This is a genomic window from Arthrobacter sp. NQ7, from assembly GCF_029581595.2.
Classification (GTDB): Bacteria; Actinomycetota; Actinomycetes; order Actinomycetales; family Micrococcaceae; genus Arthrobacter; species Arthrobacter phenanthrenivorans_B.
Genome location: NZ_JARFXU020000005.1, coordinates 175,708 through 192,448, shown reverse-complemented (window position 1 = coordinate 192,448; position 16,741 = coordinate 175,708). Strand labels below are relative to the sequence as shown.

Sequence of the window (16,741 nt, the reverse complement as noted above, 5' to 3'; positions counted from 1 at the left end):
TGTTACTTGCCCTCTTCTGTAGATGCCGGGGTACTTGAGGAGTTCTTGGTGGCCGCCTGGGCCAGTTCGGCGGAGCGGGTTCCCGGACGGTTCGCGGGAACCCAGCCTTCGGCGTTGCGCTGGGCAGCGACGCTCAGCGCCAGCGCGCCGGCCGGTACGTCCTTGCGGATCACCGCGCCGGCGCCGCTGTAGGCGCCGTCCCCCACGGTGACCGGGGCAACAAAGACGGTGTTGGAGCCTGTACGGACGCCCGAGCCGATCACCGTGCGGTGCTTCTTCTCGCCGTCGTAATTGGCCGTGATGTTGCCGCAGCCAATGTTGGTGTCCTCGCCGATTTCGGCATCGCCGGCGTATCCCAGGTGGGACAGCTTGGAGCCGCGGCCGATGGTGACGTTCTTGGTCTCGTAGAAGGCGCCGATCTTGCCCTTTTCGCCCAGGACGGTGCCCGGGCGCAGGTAGGTGAAGGGGCCGACGGCGGCGCGCGGGCCGATGACCGACCCGGAACCATGGGTGCGAACCACCGTGGCTCCTTCGCCCACCTGGACGTCGGTCAGGGTGGTGTCGGGACCCACAACGGCGTCCCTGGCGACGGTGGTGGCCCCGTGCAGCTGGGTGTTGGGCAGGAGTCGGACGTCCTCGTCCAGGGTGACGGAGGAGTCGATCCAGGTGGTGGCGGGGTCGACGACAGTGACGCCGGCGCGCATCCAGGCTTCCACGGTGCGGCGGTTCAGCTCGGCGCCCAGGGCTGCAAGCTGGACGCGGTCGTTGGCGCCTTCCACCTGCCAGCGGTCGGCGGTGACGACGGCGGCTACCCGGCCGCCTGCCTCACGGGCCAGTCCCAGCACGTCGGTGAGGTATTTCTCGCCCTGCGCGTTGTCGGTGGTGACCTTGCCCAGCGCGCCGCGGAGCACCGCGGCGTCGAACGCGTAGATCCCTGAGTTGACCTCGCGGACCAGCCGTTCAGCCTCGGAGGCGTCCTTGTGCTCGCGGATGCCGGTGACGGAGCCGTCGTCGCCGCGGAGGATGCGGCCATAGCCGGTGGCGTCGTCGAGGACTGCGGTGAGCACGGTGACGGCGTTGCCCTCGCGCTCATGGGTGGCGACGAGTTCGTCCAGAAGTTCGCCGGACAAGAGAGGCACGTCGCCGTAAGTGACCACCACGGTGCCGGCGAGCTCCCCTCCCGCGTCCAGTACCTGCAGGGCGGCCTCGACGGCGCGGCCGGTGCCGGGAACGTCGTCCTGGTCCACGATGACGGCCTGCGGGTCGAGGGCCGATACGTGCTCCTCCACCAGGTCCCGCTCATGGCGCACCACGATGGCGAGCCGCTGCGGCGCGATGCTGCGGGCGGCGCGGAGGGCGTGGCCCACCATGGAGAGGCCGCCGATTTCGTGGAGGATCTTGGGGGTACGTGACTTCATCCGGGTACCGGCGCCTGCTGCCAGAACGATTACAGCGGCCGGACCGGCATTCTCGGGGATCACGTACGGGCTCTCCTTGCTTCGTTGTGCTGGCGCTTTGCGGCATCCGGCGGCGCAGGCCGCCAGGCACCGGGTGCCATCCTCGTGATCGCTCCTTGCGCAGCAGTTCCGCCCATAGGATTCGAACCTATACTCCACGGCTCCAAAGGCCGGGGTGCTGCCGTTACACCAGAGCGGACCGTGCCGGAAGACTCAAGGTCCGGGCACAAGTCCCTATTTTGCCATGGGTTCAGGGCGCCGCGCGACACAGCACCTTCCGCCCAGCCCAGCCCCGCCGATTCCAGCCGCCGGCGGTGAGGCATGATGGGAAGGTGAGCAACAACCTTCCGCGGATGCGGATGACTGGCCTGCAGCGCAGGAGCCAGCTGATCGACGTCGGCCGGGGCCTTTTCGCCGCCCGCGGCCTGGACGGGACCACCATCGAGGAGATCGCCGCGTGCGCCGGAGTCTCCAAGCCGGTCATCTACGAACACTTCGGCTCCAAGGAGGGGCTGTACACCGAAGTGGTCGACTGCGAGTTCCACATCCTGCTGGACGCAATCAACACCGCCCTCACCGAGGAAGCCAAGCCCCGCGTCCTCGTCGAACGTGCCGCCCTGGCCCTGCTCACCTACATCGAGGACCGGACGGAGGGGTTCCGGATCCTCATGCGGGACGCTCCCCCCTCGCAGCCCGAGGGCGCCTTCTCCACGCTGCTCTCCCACGTCACCGCACGGGTGGAACACATCCTCTCGGACGAGTTCTCCCGCCGCGGCTTCAGCGGCGACGACGGCGCCATGTACGCCCAGATGCTTGTCGGCATGGTGGCCATGACCGGACAGTGGTGGCAGGACAGCCGGCGGCCCGACAAGCACACGGTCGCGGCACACCTGGTCAACCTCGCCTGGAACGGCCTGACCGGACTCAAGAAGGACCCGGAGCTGCAGTCGGAACCCTAAGCCTCGCTGTAGTTCCGTGCGCGGGGAAGGGGGGTCATCCTCTGCATGCTGGCTCGTTCCTCGCCTCTGACGCATGCTGCCGGATAACCCCCTTCCCCGCTCGTGAGGCGACGTCACCACGCCGGGCGGCGGGCCTTCCGAAAGGAGCGCATCGCGGGGCATCGGGACGTGGAGGTCGCTCAGCGACCGGAGCGTCCCCTATGCCCTGTGTCTAAGCGACGCGGAAGGGCCGGCGCCCGGCACCAAACCGGGCACAGGAACCAGGCAAATTAGCTCAGTCGCCCAGGAGTTCTGAGGACTCCAGCCACTCCAGTTCCAGGGTGTCCTTTTCGTCGGCCAGGTCCTTGAGCTGTTTGTTCTGGTCGGCGAGCTTGTCGAAATCGCCGGCCTCGGTGGTCTTCAGCATCAGGTCGTGAAGCTTCTTTTCCTCCTGATCCAGCTTCTTGAGCTGCCGTTCGATCCGGTTGAGCGCCTTGCGGGCCTCCCGCTTCTCCGCCTCCGAGGGGCCTGTGCCGCTGGCTGTGGCCGCGGGGCCCTGGCCCGCGCTGGTGACCGGGTTACCGCCGCCGGCTACCGTGGAGCCCGCCAGGGCGGCTTCGCGCAGCTCGAGGTACTGGTCCACGCCGCCGGGCAGGCCGCGGAGCTTGCCGTCGCCGAGCAGCGCCATCTGGTGGTCCGTGACGCGTTCCAGCAGGTAGCGGTCGTGGCTGACCACGACCAGCGTTCCCGGCCAGCCGTCCAGGACGTCTTCGACGGCGGCGAGGGTGTCGGTATCGAGGTCGTTGGTGGGCTCGTCGAGCATCAGCACGTTGGGCTCCCCCACCAGGAGCCGCAGGAGTTGGAGGCGGCGCCGCTCACCGCCGGAGAGGTCCCGGACCGGAGTCCACTGCTTCTCGTTGGTGAAACCGAGCTGCTCCACCAGCTGCCCGGCGCTGAATTCCTTGCCGCCGACGTTGAAGGAACGCTTTTCCCGCTCGATGACCTCAATCACGCGCAGGTCCGCAACGTCGTCGAGCTCCTTGACCTCCTGGGTGAGGACCGCCGTGACCACTGTCTTGCCCCGCTTCAGCTTGCCGGCATCGGGGGTGATCTCGCCGTTGAGCAGCTTGAGGAGAGTGGTCTTGCCGGCGCCGTTGACGCCCACCAGGCCCAGGCGCTCCCCCGGTGCGAGGCGCAGGGTGATGTTGTCGAAAAGCTTCCTGCCGTCGTCGCCGCCCCGGAAGTTCAGCGAGACGTGTTCCAGGTCCAATACGTCCTTGCCCTGGCGCGCCGTTGCCATCCTGCTCAGCGCCATGGAGTCACGCGGCGCCGGAACGTCGGCGATCAGGGCGTTGGCCGCCTCGATGCGGAACTTGGGCTTTGCTGTCCGGGCCGGAGCGCCGCGGCGAAGCCATGCCAGTTCCTTCTTGACAAGCTGCTGGCGTTTGCCTTCCACCACGGACGCCATCCGGTCGCGTTCCGCACGGGCCAGGACGTAGGCCGCGTAGCCGCCCTCGAACGGGTCCACGATCCCGTCGTGAACTTCCCAGGTCTTGGTGCAGACTTCGTCGAGGAACCAGCGGTCGTGGGTGACCACCAGGAACGCGCCCTGGTTTGCCCGCCAGCGCGTCTTCAGGTGCCGGGCAAGCCAGGCCACGCCTTCGACGTCGAGGTGGTTGGTGGGCTCGTCCAGCATGATGACGTCGTGGTCCTCGATGAGCAGCTTGGCGAGGGCCACCCGCCGCTTCTGCCCGCCGGAGAGGGCATGGACGTTGGCGTGCCAGTCGACGTCGGACACCAGGCCGCCCATGATTTCCCGGATCCGCGGGTTGCGTGCCCATTCGTAATCCGCCTGGTCGCCGACAATCGCCGCACCCACCGTCAGGTCGCCGTCGAGCACGTCGCTTTGGTCCAGGTAGCCCACGTTCACGTCGCCGCGCTTGGTGACGCGGCCGGAGTCGGGGGTGGAGCGCAGCGCGAGGAGCCGCATCAGGGTGGACTTGCCGTCACCGTTGCGGCCCACCATGCCGATCCGGTCCCCTTCCTCCAGTCCCAGGGTGATGCCGTCCAGGACGGTGCGGGTTGCGTAGGAAACCGTGAGGTTCTCGCCGCCAAGAAGGTGTGCCAAGGGGAACTGCTTTCTGCTGCCGGACTGGAGGGGTGCTTAGAGGAGGGTGTCGGAGATGATGCGCGCGCCGGGAACCGGCCCCTGGACGGGGAGGGCCGTCAGGCCGAAGCGCTGCAGGTCCTCCGCGAGGGCTTCCGCGGCAATGGAGTCCTCAGCCAGCAAGGCCACCGTGGGCCCGGAGCCGGACACGATTCCCGCCACGGCGCCGTGCGATTCGCCGATCCCCAGCGTATCGCGGAGCGCGGGCGACAGTTCAATGGAAGCCCGTTGCAGGTCGTTGACCAGCACCCGGCCCAGGGCGTGGGCGTCACCGCCCCTCAGCGCCGCGAGGATCTGCGGGTCCACGCCGGTGGGTTCATCGGCTTCGGCGCCCGCGGCATCACGCAGCCGGTCCAGCGTCCGGTATACCTCGGGCGTTGAGAGGCCATAGTCGGCGACCACCAGGACCCAGTGCGTCTGTGCCTTGGCAAGGGCGGGCGACAGCTCGTCGCCCAAACCCAGGCCGACGGCGGTGCCGCCCAGGAGCGAGAAGGGGACGTCTGCACCCAGTTCCGCCGCGAGATGCGCCAGCTCCTCGCGCGACAGGCCGCTGTTCCAGAGGGCGTCACAGGCCAGGAGCGTGGCTGCCGCGTCGGCGGATCCGCCGCCCATCCCACCGGCCACCGGGACACGCTTGGTGATTTCCAGGTGCACGCCGGTGGCATGTTCGGAAACGTCGGCCATGATGGCCGCCGCCTTGTAGGCCAGGTTGTTGCTGTCCAGCGGGATGTCGACCGAATCCAGGTCCAGGGTGCTCTCGGGGCTGAGGCTGATGGTGATGCCCGGGGTGGCGGTGCTGGTGGCTGCCACTTCCTCGTAGAGGGATACGGCGAGGTAGACGCTGGCCACTGAGTGGTAGCCGTCCGGCCGGAGCGGACCCACCGCCAGGGAGACGTTGACCTTGCCGGGGGCCTTGACCCGGACCGTCCTGGCAGCGAACCGGCCTGCTGCGCTCACTGGCGGTTTTCCTTGGCTTCGGCGATCCTGGCGAACGCGGCGATGTCGATGACTTCACCCCGGGCGGTGGGATCGACGCCGGCTGCGAGCAGGCAGCGCTCGGCTTCCGGAGCTCCACCTGCCCAGCCGGCCAGGGCTGCCCGCAGGGTCTTGCGGCGCTGCGCGAATGCGGCGTCCACCACGGCGAACACCTGCTCGCGGGTGGCGGTGGTGGCCGGTGGTTCGCGGCGGGTGAAGGCCACCAGGCCGGAATGGATCTTGGGAGCCGGCCAGAAAACGTTCATGCCGATGACGCCGGCTTTGCGCATCTGGCTGTACCAGGCGGCTTTGACCGACGGCACTCCATAGGTCTTCGACCCGGGGGGTGCGGCGAGCCGGTCGGCCACCTCGTCCTGCACCATCACCAGGCCGTGCTGCAGGCTGGGGAAATGCTGCAGGAGGTGCAGCACCACGGGAACGGCCACGTTGTAGGGGAGGTTGGCAACGAGTGCGGTGGGCTTCACCGGCAGTTCCGTCACCTTCATCGCGTCCGCCTGCACGAGGTGGAAGGCGTCGGCGGCGGCCGGGCGCCATTCCTTCACGGTTTCCGGAAGCTTTGCCGCCAGGATGGGATCGATTTCGACGGCGACGACCGCCGCGGCCGCGTCCAGCAGCCCCAGCGTGAGCGAGCCAAGCCCCGGACCGACCTCGAGCACCGTTTCATCCGGACCTACGCCGGCAGCGGCGACAATCCGGCGGATGGTGTTGCCGTCAATGACAAAATTCTGGCCCAGCGTCTTGGTGGGCCTGACCCCGATTTCCTCTGCCATCCGGCGTATATCGGAAGCACCAAACAAGGGTGCGGGCACGGCGGGGATCGGTTCAGTCACCTAGGTATCCTATCCCGCGCGGCCCCGGGGTCCCGGCCGGTTAACGCACTGTGGCCGGCCCGGGGAAACCCGGGACCGGCCACAGTATTACCGCTGCGTGGATCGTGGAGATTAGCTGCTTGCCGCCCAGCCACAGCCCCACGGGGACAGTCCGCGCTGTGCGTAGACCCGGTTGGCGATATCGATCTGCTGTGCCTTGGTGGCCAGGCTGGCGTTGGGCGCGTAAGCCCCGCCGCCTGCACCAATCCAGGTGCGGATATCGAACTGGAGGCCGCCGTAGTAGCCGTTGCCGCTGTTGATGCTCCAGTTGCCGCTGGACTCGCACTGGGCGATCTTGTCCCACATGGCTTCGTTCATCATGGCCGGAGCTGCCGCGCCGGTATTGGCGCCGGCAGGCGCTGCTGCCGCCTGGGGTGCGGGCTTGGCCTTGGTGCCCACGGTGACCTTCTCGGTGACCGGCTGGACAGCGACGTTCTCCGAGACCAGCGTGCGGGAGGCTTCCCGTCCGTCCACGAGCACCAGCTTGAAGGTGCGCTCGAGCTTTCCGGCAGCGCCTGCCTGGGTGACTTCCTTCTCGCCCTTGAGCATGTCGGCGCTCTCGGCCGTGACCGTCTGGAAGGGAACCTCTTCGCTGGTGACGGCGGTCTGGCTGGTGTCCACCCGGGAAACCTTGATGACCATGTTGTTCACCACGTTGGCGTTGGCCGGCTGCGACGTGCGGTCGTTGGCACCGAGGGTCACGCCCGAGTCCTCAAGGACCTTGCCCACGGTGGGGGCGGTGGTGGTGGCCGTGTTCACCTTGCCGTCGGCAACGATGCTGACGGTCTTGGGGGTGGAAATCGAGACGTAGGAACCGGCGGGTGCGAGCGTGGCGTCCTTGGGCGCCGAAACCGACGACGCGCTGGCGACACCAAGTTCGGTGACCAGGTCTTCCACGTCCTGGGCCGTGGTGTTCACGGTCTTCTCGGCACCGTCCAGGCTGACCTTGACTTCCTTGGCCTGGTTGATGTTGATGACGGTGCCGTTCTGGACAGTTGCGTCGAGGGAGGGCGACACGCGGTCGCCGGGCTTCAGTTCCAGGTTGGCGCTCTTGACCACCTGTTCAACTGTTCCACCAAAGGACTGCACGGACGACGCTTTGCCGTCCACGTTGAGCGTAATTGTTTTGTTATTGCCCACGAAGGCTACGAGGCCTGCGACCAGGCCGCAAAGCACCAGCAGCTGGGCGCCAACCTTGATAAAGCTGAACTTGCCGTCCGATGTGAAGAACTTGATCACGATTGCCCGTAACTCTCGGTCCATCCGGGCACGGGGAAACGCGCAGAAAAATGCCCGGTACAACCGCGGATACGGCAGTCCGGGCATCGATGCGCCGCCACGCTCCACGCAGCGGCATGGCTGGCCGTTGGACAGGCCGGGCCGGCTGCAGTTGGAGCGAAATTACCCGTTGGCCTTCCCCGACCCCGGCTAATAGTTTTCCACTGTAACCGTAGCGTTATAAAGCGACCAACATTTTTGCATACCAAATATGCAATTTGCCTGTTACCGGGAAGCGGTTTTTAGTGCCAGGATCCGTATGCCCGCACCGTATTTTCGGAGATCGTGGTGCAGAGGCCGCCAAGGTCGGAGCCTGTCAATTCTGCCATGGCGCGCACCGTGTACGGGACCATGTAGCTCGCGTTCGGGCGTCCCCGGTGGGGGTGCGGGGTGAGGAACGGGGCGTCCGTTTCCACCATGATGAGCTCCGGGTCCGCCACGGCGAGCGCCGCCCGAAGGTTCGCGGCGTTCCGGAACGTCAGGGTGCCGGCGAAGGACATCCACCAACCCTTTTCGTTGCAGGTCCTTGCCAGTTCGGCGTCACCGGAGAAGCAATGGAACACCACCCTTTCCGGCGCCCCTTCTTCGCGCAGCACCCGCACCACGTCGCTGTGCGCGTCCCGGTCATGGATCTGCAGGGTGAGGTCCAGGCGCTTGGCGATGTCGATATGGCGCCGGAAGGAGTATTCCTGGTGGCGCAGTCCCTCGCCTTCGGTCCGGAAGAAGTCCAGGCCGGTCTCGCCGATGGCCCGGATCCGGGGATGCGTTGCCAGGCGTTCGATCTCGGCAAGCGCGTCCTCAAGTTCGCCCCGGGCCGCATAGTGCGGTGCATCATTGGGGTGGAGCGCCACGGCCCCGAGGAGCCGTCGATCGCGGTCCACCGCCTCCACGGTGAAGCGTGAGGATTCCAGGTCGCAGCCCACCTGCACTGCACCTTGGACGCCCACGGCGGCTGCCGCGTCCAGGGCAGCCGTGATTCCTACCGGTCCGTTGCCTTCCGGAAAGTCCAGGTGGGTGTGGTTGTCCATGACGGGCACGGGCAGGGGCTCCGGAGCGGGCGGGAAATCCTTGCGGCGGCCCGGCTCGGAGCCGGGAGTTCCGTCTTCGGCAGGGAGCCGGTAGGCAGCTGGGATCGACGAATCGCACATCCACCCAGCCTATCGGCCACAGGCAGCCACATATTTGCCGGAACTCTCTGTCAGGCATGGCAGTTGTGTTAGTAGTCTGGAACGAACACACGCGCACGCCCACCGAGGGGCGAAGGCAGGCCTGCTGTCCCGTCCAGGTGAAACCCGGGCTGAAAGGTTGCCGATGGAACCCCACCGACGCATTGCCAACACCGCAGGCGCACCGAACCTCAACCTGGCCGGTGGCGCAGATTCCGTCAGCCACCTGAACGGGCACCGGACGCCGGCCATGGACGCGGCATCCTTCCACGCGGCAGCCCAGCGCATCCTCACCACGGTCAACACCGTGATCGACGGCAAGTCCGATGCTGCCAAGCTTGCGCTGACGGTGCTCCTCGCGCAGGGGCACCTCCTGGTGGAGGACGTGCCCGGCGTCGGTAAAACGCTGTTGGCCAAGACCCTGGCCCGCACCATCGACTGCACCGTCAACCGCATCCAGTTCACCCCCGACCTGCTGCCGTCCGACGTCACCGGGGTATCGATCTACAACCAGGCCTCCAGGCTTTTCGAATTCCGGCCGGGGGCGGTGTTCGCCAACATCGTCATCGGCGACGAAATCAACCGGGCATCGGCCAAGACCCAGTCCGCCCTCCTCGAGTGCATGGAGGAGCACCAGGTCACGGTGGACGGCACGTCCTACAAGCTGGATGAACCATTCATGGTGGTGGCCACCCAGAATCCCATTGAGATGGAGGGAACGTATCCCCTGCCGGAGGCACAACGGGACCGTTTCATGGCCCGTATCTCGATGGGCTACCCGGACAAGGACGCCGAGATCGAGATGCTGGAGACCCATCAGGCCGTCTCGCCGCTGGCAAAGGTCTCGGCCGTGGTCACCGCAGCCGACGTGGCGGCCATGATCACCACCGTCCAGCAGGTCTTTGTCTCCGAAGCCGTCAAGGAGTACACCGTGTCGGTGGGCAGGGCCACCCGGGAAAGTCCGCTGCTGCGGCTGGGCGCGAGCCCCCGCTCCATGCTGCAGCTGTTGCGGGCCGCCAAGGCCACGGCGGCACTGGACGGCCGGGACTTTGTCCTGCCTGATGACGTGGGCGATGTGGCCGAATCCGTCCTGGCACACCGTGTCATCCTGGACCGCAAGGCAGCGGGGTCCGGCGAAACCCCGCACAGCGTCCTGCGGGGCATCCTGTCCCGGCTGCCCGTGCCGCAGGGCCAGCCCGGGCAAGCCGGGCGGGCTGCGGCCGCGGCTGGCAGCAGGAACCGCTAGGCCAACCATGGCCCTGCTGGACAAGCTTCCGCGGCACCTGTTCACCAGGCGCGGCTGGGGCATGCTTGCCGCCGGGGCCTTCGCCCTTGCCGCCGCACAGGTCATGGGGCGCCGGGACCTGCTGACGCTGGCGCTGCTGCTGCTGGTCCTGCCGGTGGTTTCCCTTGCCGGGGTCCGGCTGGTCAAGCCCCGGTTCCGGGTGTACCGGGAATTCGACCCCTCCCCCGTTGAAACGTCGGCTCCTGCCACGGTGCACCTTGCTGTGGCCAGGACGGACCCCGGCAGCGGGCGGGTTGCGATGGAGGAGCGTCTGCCCGCCCAGTTCGGCCAGGCACCGTCCTTCCGGTTCCCATCCCGCTCCGCCTCCGGCGGCACAAGCCGCTACGAGTACCACCTCACGTCCAGGCACCGCGGCCAGTTCCGGATCGGCCCGGTGACGGCCGAGTTCACGGACCCCTTCGGCCTTTCGCTGCACCGCCAGGCAATTGACGACGGCGACGTCCTCACCGTGACGCCTGCCGCCGTCGTCCTTCCTGCCACGGCCCTGGCCGGAGCCCGCGGCAGCGACGGCGTCACCGCCACCCGCGTCCGCGCCAACCCGAGCGATGACGACGTCATGACCCGGGAGTACCGCCACGGAGACCCGATGCGCAGGGTCCACTGGCCCGCCACGGCGAGGCACGGGGAGCTGATGGTCCGGCAGGAGGAATCCGTCACCACTCCGGAGGCAACCCTCATCCTGGACCACCGGTCGGGTGCGTTCGCCGGCAGCCCCGGTACCGCCATGCCGGGCCTGGCCGGCCAGGACGGGCATGCCCGGGCCACCAGCGACACCTTCGAATGGTCCGTTGTTGCCGCCATGTCCATCAGCGCGCACCTCGCCGAACGCAGTTACAGCCTTCGGCTGCTGGACACCGGCGGGGATCCCGCGTTCCTGCATTCGCCTTCTTCCCCCGAACCGTCAGCGGAGGAGTACAGCGGGACGGCGGGCCTGCAGTCCATCGCCGAGAGCCTGGCGGCCATCCACCTTTCCGGTGCGTCCCACCAACACCGCGGCGGCATGGCCCGGGAAGCGACGGCCAGGGATGCCGGGCGGCGCGGGGAGCCGGCAGGCCGCACGTCCGCAGACAGCGAACCGGGGCCCCCGGCTTTCGATGACCGCCTGATGGACAAACTGTCGGCGCACCGGATGCGGGGTCCCATCATCGCGGTCCTGGGCCGCATTACCGCCGAAGAGGCCCTGGCCCTGGCGCCGGCGGCGGCCTATGGCACCAACGCCTTCGCCATGGTGGTGGTGGAACGGCCGGCAGAGTCGCGGGACGTCCTGGCCGTCCTTCACCAGGGCGGCTGGCGGGCTGTGGCGGTGGCGCCGCGGACGCCTCCTGCTGCCGCGTGGGTCCAGTTCGACCAGGAGCCCGCCCTGCCGGCGTCGCCCGCCTCCGAGGTCCGGCGCGGTGCGGGGGTGGCGACATGACGATGGCACCGGCGCGGCCTGCCGACGCCGGGCAACACACGCCGCTGCCGCCGGAGCCTGACTCGGGCCGCCTGCGGTGGGGAGCCTACCCGTGGGCCATGGCGGCAGCCATCGCCGTGGCCGTCTGCGGGGCGGCACTGTCCCTGAATGGCGTTCTGCGCGGCTGGAACTGGTACTGGCCGGCGTTGACCACAGTACTGGTGGTGGCGTTCACCCTGGCGGCCCTCCGGTCCGTCCGGGCCCATCCCCTGCTGGTCACGGCGGCCGGATTCCTTGCACTTGGCGGCGTGCTGACGCTCACCTTCTTCCGCAGTTCAAGTTTCCTTTGGGTCTTCCCCACCGGTTCCACTTTCGCAGACCTGGACCGCCTGATCAGGCGGGCAAGTGAAACCGTGCTCGGGGAAACTGCCCCGGTGGCACCCAATGCCGGCATCGTCATGGTGGTCTGCGCCGTGCTTGGCCTGGCCGTCATCCTGGTTGATGCACTGGCGGTTCCCCTTGCCATGCCGGCCGCCGCCGGTACGGGCCTGCTGGCGCTGCTGGTGGTTCCGGCCATGATCAAGCCGCAGAGCGCTGGCGTCCTGAGCTTCGTGGCCACCGCGGGCGGATACCTTCTGATCCTCGCCTGCAGCCAATGGTTTGCCCCCGATGGCAGGCTCCAGGGCGGCTCCGCCCGGAGCCCCGGGCTGCTCCGCCGTGCCGCACTGACCGGTGCGTTGGCCCTGGCTGCCACCCTGGTGCTGCCGCTGGCTATCCCCGGCTTTGACCATGGCACCTTCCCGCAGGGATCACGGATCAATCCGTGGGGCACCACCACTGGCCTGAATCCCATGATCACCCTCGGCAACAGCCTCCGCACCCCTGACGGGAGCGGCCGGATCACCTACGCCACCACGTCCCCGGCGCCCCTCTACCTGCGCTCGGTGACGGTGGACAGTTTCGACGGCGACTCATGGGGACCGGATGACCGGGCAGCATCGCGCATTCCCCTGGACGGGCGGATCGATCCGGGCTACGCCGTCCTGACCGACGAGCAGGTGCGGCTGGTCACGGCCATCGACGCCGGATCCTTCACCAGCCCCTACCTGCCTGTCCCCTATGCACCCGAGACAGTGCGTGGACTCGGCGGACAATGGACCTTCGATCCCGCCACGCTGAGCATCAAAGGCACCGACACCACCACCCGGCGGCAGGAGTACACGGTGACCTCGGCGGTGCCCAAACTAACCGCGGCGCTGCTGGCCCAGTCCTCTGCACCCGTGCGGGGCATCCCGGACGTCTTCACCAGGGTCCCGGGCAACGTCCCGGACATCGTCAAAAATACAGCCCAGACCGTGGCCGGGACCGGCACGCCGTACCAAAAGGCCATGGCCATCCAGAAGTACCTGCGTTCTTCCGAGTTTACGTACTCCCTGCAGTCGCCGGTGCAGGGCGGCTACGACGGAAACGGGCTCTCTGTCCTGGCCGACTTCCTGCAGCAGAAGAGCGGCTACTGCATCCATTACGCCTCGGCCATGGCGGTGATGGCCAGGCTGGAGGGAATCCCGAGCAGGATCGCCGTAGGATATGCCCCGGGCAGGCTGACGGGGGCCACCGTTACGGTCTTCGGCCAAGGGGCCCTGCCGGAGTACGAGGCAGATGCCCGTGATGCCCACGCGTGGCCGGAATTGTATTTCCAGGGGCTGGGCTGGGTGCCCTTCGAGCCAACCCCGTCACGGGGTGTGGTCCCGGACTACGCTACCGAGGCATCCGTCCAGTCCGTTCCCGATTCCCTGGGCAACAATGACGGCCTCATCCCCGATGCCGCCCCGGTTCCCAGTGCGTCCCCCAGTGCCACCGCACCGGCAGTTCCCGGTGCCGGCAGCGGCAGCAGCAGCGACGGCGCCCAGTTCATGCCCTGGATTCTTGGCGGCGCCGGGGCAGCAGGGCTGGTGCTGCTGGCGGCTGCCCCGCACCTGGCCCGCGCGGGCATCCGGTCGCGCCGGCTGCGCCCGCGGCGTCCGGACCAGTCCGTCCCGCTGGCGTGGAGCGAGTTGAGGGACCTTGGCACGGACTATGGAGTACCGGCCGGAGACAGCGAAACCCCGCGGGCCTACTCGGCCCGGTTCAGGGGCCAGCTGCTCGGCGAGGCCGGAGGCATGGACCGTGAGGCGCATGAAGCCGTTATCACCCTGACCGCGGCCTTCGAGCAGTACAGGTACGGCCGGCCCGTAAACGGGCATACCGCGGGCACTGCACGCCCATCCGGCAGGCCCGGACAGGACTTTGCGCCGGGAATCGCGGCAGTGGAAGCCTCCCTCCAGGCAAATGCCACCCTTCCCCGGCGGTTGGCGGCAGCCTGGCTTCCGCCGTCCGTGACGCGCCGGCTTGGAATGCTGGTCAGGCTTCCGTTCAGGGCGGCCCGCACGGGAATCCGGAAGGCCACGAACATCGCTGCGCGCTTCCGGCCGCGCCTACCGCAACGAAGGCACGACGGCGGCCGCAGGGCGGCGGGGCATTAAACCCACACGTGCCGGCCGGGGAAGCCCGGCCGGCACGTGTGGGTTGCTGTCCGTTTGGAGACCGCCGGTACTAGCCGGCGTAGGGGTCGGCGATGCCGATGTACTGCGTGTAAAGGTATTCCTCGATGCCTTCAAGGCCGCCTTCGCGTCCCAGGCCGGACTGCTTCACGCCGCCGAAGGGAGCGGCAGCGTTGGAGATGACGCCGGCGTTCAGGCCGAGCATGCCGGTTTCCAGGCGCTCGCCCATCCGGATGCCGCGGTTGATGTCCTTGGTGAAGACATAGGCCACCAGGCCGTATTCGGTGTTGTTGGCTAGGCGTACGGCGTCGTCCTCGGTGCTGAAGGTGATGATCGGGGCAACGGGGCCGAAGATTTCCTCGGAGAGGATGCGGGTCCCTTCCGAGACGCCGGAAAGGATGGTGGGCTGGTAGAAGTAGCCCGGTCCCTCCACGGGGCCGCCGCCAACTACGGCCTTGGCGCCGGATGCCACGGCGTCGGAGACCAGTTCGTGGACCTTGTCCCGGCTCTTGGCGTCGATCAGCGGGCCCACCTTCGACTCAGGCTCGGTGCCGCGGGCGGTGGTCATGTCCTTCATCTTCGCGGCGAATTTCTCCGCGAATTCGGCGGCGACGGATTCGTGCACGATGAAGCGGTTGGCCGCAGTGCAGGCCTCGCCCATGTTCCGCAGCTTGGCGGCCATGGCGCCGGTGACGGCAGCGTCCAGGTCGGCGTCCTCGAAGACCAGGAAGGGGGCGTTGCCACCCAGTTCCATCGAGGTGCGCAGCACAGTCTCAGAGGCATCGGCGAGCAAGCGCCGTCCCACCTCGGTGGAACCCGTGAAGGACAACTTACGCAGGCGCGAATCCTTGATCAGCGGCCCTGTGGTGGCACCCGCGGTGGAGGTGGGGATGACGTTGAGGACACCGGCGGGGAGCCCGGCCTCCTGCATCACGGCAGCAAACAGCTGGGACGTCAGGGGCGTCAGGTTTGCCGACTTCAGCACCATGGTGCAGCCCGCTGCGACGGCGGGGGCGATCTTGCGGGTAGCCATCGCCAGCGGGAAGTTCCACGGGGTGATCAGCAGGCAAGGGCCCACCGGCTTCTTGGTCACCAGGAGGCGGGACTTGCCGTCCGGGGAGACGGAGTAGCGGCCGAAGGCCCGCACGGCTTCCTCGGAGAACCAGCGCAGGAACTCGGCACCGTAGGTCACTTCTCCGCGGGCCTCGGCCAGCGGCTTGCCCATTTCCAGGGTCATCAGCAGGGCGAAGTCCTCGGCCCGTTCAGTCACCAGGTCGAAGGCCCGGCGCAGGATCTCGCCGCGTTCCCGCGGCGGCACCTTCGCCCAGGATTCCTGGGCCGCTGCGGCGGCGTCCAGGGCCGCGGCACCATCCTCGGGGCCGGCGTCGGCAATGCTCAGCAGCACCTTCCCGGTGGCGGGATCCTCGACGTCGAACGTCTTGCCTGAAGCGGCCTCCCGCCACTCACCATTGATCAGCAGTCCGGTGGGAACAGAGGCCAAAAGCCTGGTTTCACGTTCGGCGGTTACGGCCGGCTGTGCAGTGACAGTCACAATGACTCCCTCGTCAGTAGGGTTGTGGCAGCCCGTTGCCGCGGCCGGAGTGACCGGGATCATGGGGCTGATTAACAGCCAGACTACTGCCGGGCACTCCCCCGGTCTACGCCCGCGCGCACTGCGGAATCACCGCTTTGCTGTGCAGCTGCACAGGGCTGGAAAGCGGTGCGCCAACCTGCTAACGGGCGGCCAGGACCGCAGAGTACAGCTCCCGCTTGCTCACCCGGGCATCCTCCGCGACGGCGGCGACGGCTTCCTTCAACCGGATGCCCTGTGCCACCAGCTCATTGACTGCCGCCACGTGGTCCTCCGGGGTGCCGGGAGCCTGCTCGGGGGCGCCCCCGGCCACCACGGCGATCTCGCCGCGCACCTCCGTGCCCTCCGCCCACTGGAGGAGTTCGTCCACGGTGCCGCGGATGACTTCCTCGTAGGTCTTGGTCAGTTCCCGGCATACGGCGATGGGGCGGTCCGGTCCGAATTTCTCCCGGAGGGCCCGCAGCATGGCCTCCAGCCGGTGCGGCGCCTCGAAGAACACCATGGTGCGGCGCTCCGCCGCCAGGTCCGCCAGCCTGGAAGCCCGCTCACCGGCCTTGCGGGGCAGGAACCCCTCGAAGCAGAACCGGTCCGTGGGCAGGCCGGAGAGCGCGAGTGCCGTCAGGACGGCGGAGGGACCGGGAACCGCCGTGACGGGAAGGCCCGCCGCGATGGCGCCTTCAACGAGCCGGAATCCGGGGTCGGACACCGCCGGCATCCCGGCATCGGTCACCATGAGGAGGGTGCTGCCCGCCCGCACCTGGTCCAGGAGTTCCGCAGTCCTGGTGGCCTCGTTGTGCTCGTGGTAGCTGATGACGCGCCCTGTGACGGCAACTCCGAGGCTTTGGACCAGGCGGTGGAGGCGGCGGGTGTCCTCCGCGGCAACGATGTCGGCTGTGCCGAGCAGTTCCACCAGCCTGGCGGAGGCGTCACCGGTGTTGCCGATGGGTGTGGCGGCCAGGACGATCCTCCCCGCGGTCGACGGGCCGGCTTCGGAAAGGGTGTTGGGGTTCGGATCCACCTCCCAAGCCTACTGCGGCCTG

At 68.1% G+C, this 16,741-nt stretch carries 12 protein-coding genes and 1 tRNA gene; 4 read left to right on the top strand and 9 right to left on the bottom strand.

Features of this window, described 5'->3' with window-relative positions; all coding sequences use genetic code 11:
- Positions 1–2: 2 nt before the first annotated feature.
- Together glmU and PUN71_RS08495 are read right to left on the bottom strand one after the other, a co-directional pair.
- Positions 3–1,481, bottom strand: coding sequence for a bifunctional UDP-N-acetylglucosamine diphosphorylase/glucosamine-1-phosphate N-acetyltransferase GlmU (gene glmU, locus PUN71_RS08500; RefSeq protein WP_277798044.1), 1,479 nt, complete (start codon positions 1,479–1,481; stop codon positions 3–5).
- A 103-nt stretch (positions 1,482–1,584) separates the two neighbouring features.
- Positions 1,585–1,656, bottom strand: a tRNA-Gln gene (locus PUN71_RS08495).
- Between the two features lie 133 nt (positions 1,657–1,789).
- Between PUN71_RS08495 and PUN71_RS08490 the strand changes: the two genes are divergently transcribed.
- Entirely contained in the window at positions 1,790–2,416 is a 627-nt protein-coding gene (locus PUN71_RS08490; RefSeq protein WP_277798043.1) for a TetR/AcrR family transcriptional regulator, read from the top strand.
- Between the two features lie 274 nt (positions 2,417–2,690).
- Here PUN71_RS08490 and PUN71_RS08485 read toward each other — a convergent pair whose 3' ends face one another.
- The 5 genes from PUN71_RS08485 to PUN71_RS08465 all read right to left on the bottom strand — a co-directional run bounded on the left by PUN71_RS08485 (position 2,691) and on the right by PUN71_RS08465 (position 8,853).
- A complete protein-coding gene (locus PUN71_RS08485; RefSeq protein WP_043454924.1) occupies positions 2,691–4,523 on the bottom strand; it encodes an ABC-F family ATP-binding cassette domain-containing protein in 1,833 nt (610 codons plus the stop codon).
- Positions 4,524–4,559: 36 nt separating this feature from the next.
- On the bottom strand, positions 4,560–5,519 hold the full coding sequence (locus tag PUN71_RS08480; RefSeq protein ID WP_043454925.1) for a 4-(cytidine 5'-diphospho)-2-C-methyl-D-erythritol kinase: 960 nt from the start codon (positions 5,517–5,519) through the stop codon (positions 4,560–4,562).
- The gene (gene rsmA, locus PUN71_RS08475) at positions 5,516–6,388 is read right to left on the bottom strand and encodes a 16S rRNA (adenine(1518)-N(6)/adenine(1519)-N(6))-dimethyltransferase RsmA (RefSeq protein WP_043454927.1); all 873 of its coding nucleotides are present in this window, start codon (positions 6,386–6,388) and stop codon (positions 5,516–5,518) included. Before rsmA ends, PUN71_RS08480 begins: the two co-directional genes overlap by 4 nt.
- A 111-nt stretch (positions 6,389–6,499) precedes the next feature.
- Positions 6,500–7,690 carry a resuscitation-promoting factor gene (locus PUN71_RS08470; protein WP_277798042.1) on the bottom strand — a complete coding sequence of 397 codons (1,191 nt, stop codon included), beginning with the start codon at positions 7,688–7,690 and terminating at the stop codon, positions 6,500–6,502.
- A gap of 257 nt (positions 7,691–7,947) precedes the next feature.
- Positions 7,948–8,853 carry a TatD family hydrolase gene (locus PUN71_RS08465; protein ID WP_043454931.1) on the bottom strand — a complete coding sequence of 302 codons (906 nt, stop codon included), beginning with the start codon at positions 8,851–8,853 and terminating at the stop codon, positions 7,948–7,950.
- Positions 8,854–9,016: 163 nt separating this feature from the next.
- Here PUN71_RS08465 and PUN71_RS08460 point away from each other — a divergent pair, with 163 nt between their 5' ends.
- Genes PUN71_RS08460 through PUN71_RS08450 form a run of 3 tightly spaced genes read left to right on the top strand, consistent with a single transcriptional unit; the run spans position 9,017 to position 14,092 of the window.
- Positions 9,017–10,117 carry an AAA family ATPase gene (locus PUN71_RS08460; RefSeq protein ID WP_043454932.1) on the top strand — a complete coding sequence of 367 codons (1,101 nt, stop codon included), beginning with the start codon at positions 9,017–9,019 and terminating at the stop codon, positions 10,115–10,117.
- Positions 10,118–10,124: 7 nt separating this feature from the next.
- Positions 10,125–11,591: a DUF58 domain-containing protein gene (locus PUN71_RS08455; RefSeq protein WP_277798041.1), complete on the top strand. Its 1,467-nt coding sequence runs from the start codon at positions 10,125–10,127 to the stop codon at positions 11,589–11,591.
- Complete coding sequence (locus tag PUN71_RS08450) at positions 11,588–14,092, top strand: transglutaminase TgpA family protein (RefSeq protein ID WP_277798040.1); 2,505 nt, start codon at positions 11,588–11,590, stop codon at positions 14,090–14,092. The genes PUN71_RS08455 and PUN71_RS08450 overlap by 4 nt, the downstream gene beginning before the upstream one ends.
- 70 nt (positions 14,093–14,162) lie before the next feature.
- Here PUN71_RS08450 and PUN71_RS08445 read toward each other — a convergent pair whose 3' ends face one another.
- Positions 14,163–15,662 (bottom strand): NAD-dependent succinate-semialdehyde dehydrogenase, encoded by a 1,500-nt coding sequence (locus PUN71_RS08445; protein ID WP_277798039.1) that lies wholly within the window; start codon positions 15,660–15,662, stop codon positions 14,163–14,165.
- A gap of 181 nt (positions 15,663–15,843) precedes the next feature.
- Positions 15,844–16,719, bottom strand: coding sequence for a 16S rRNA (cytidine(1402)-2'-O)-methyltransferase (gene rsmI, locus PUN71_RS08440; protein WP_277798038.1), 876 nt, complete (start codon positions 16,717–16,719; stop codon positions 15,844–15,846).
- Between the last annotated feature and the right edge of the window lie 22 nt (positions 16,720–16,741).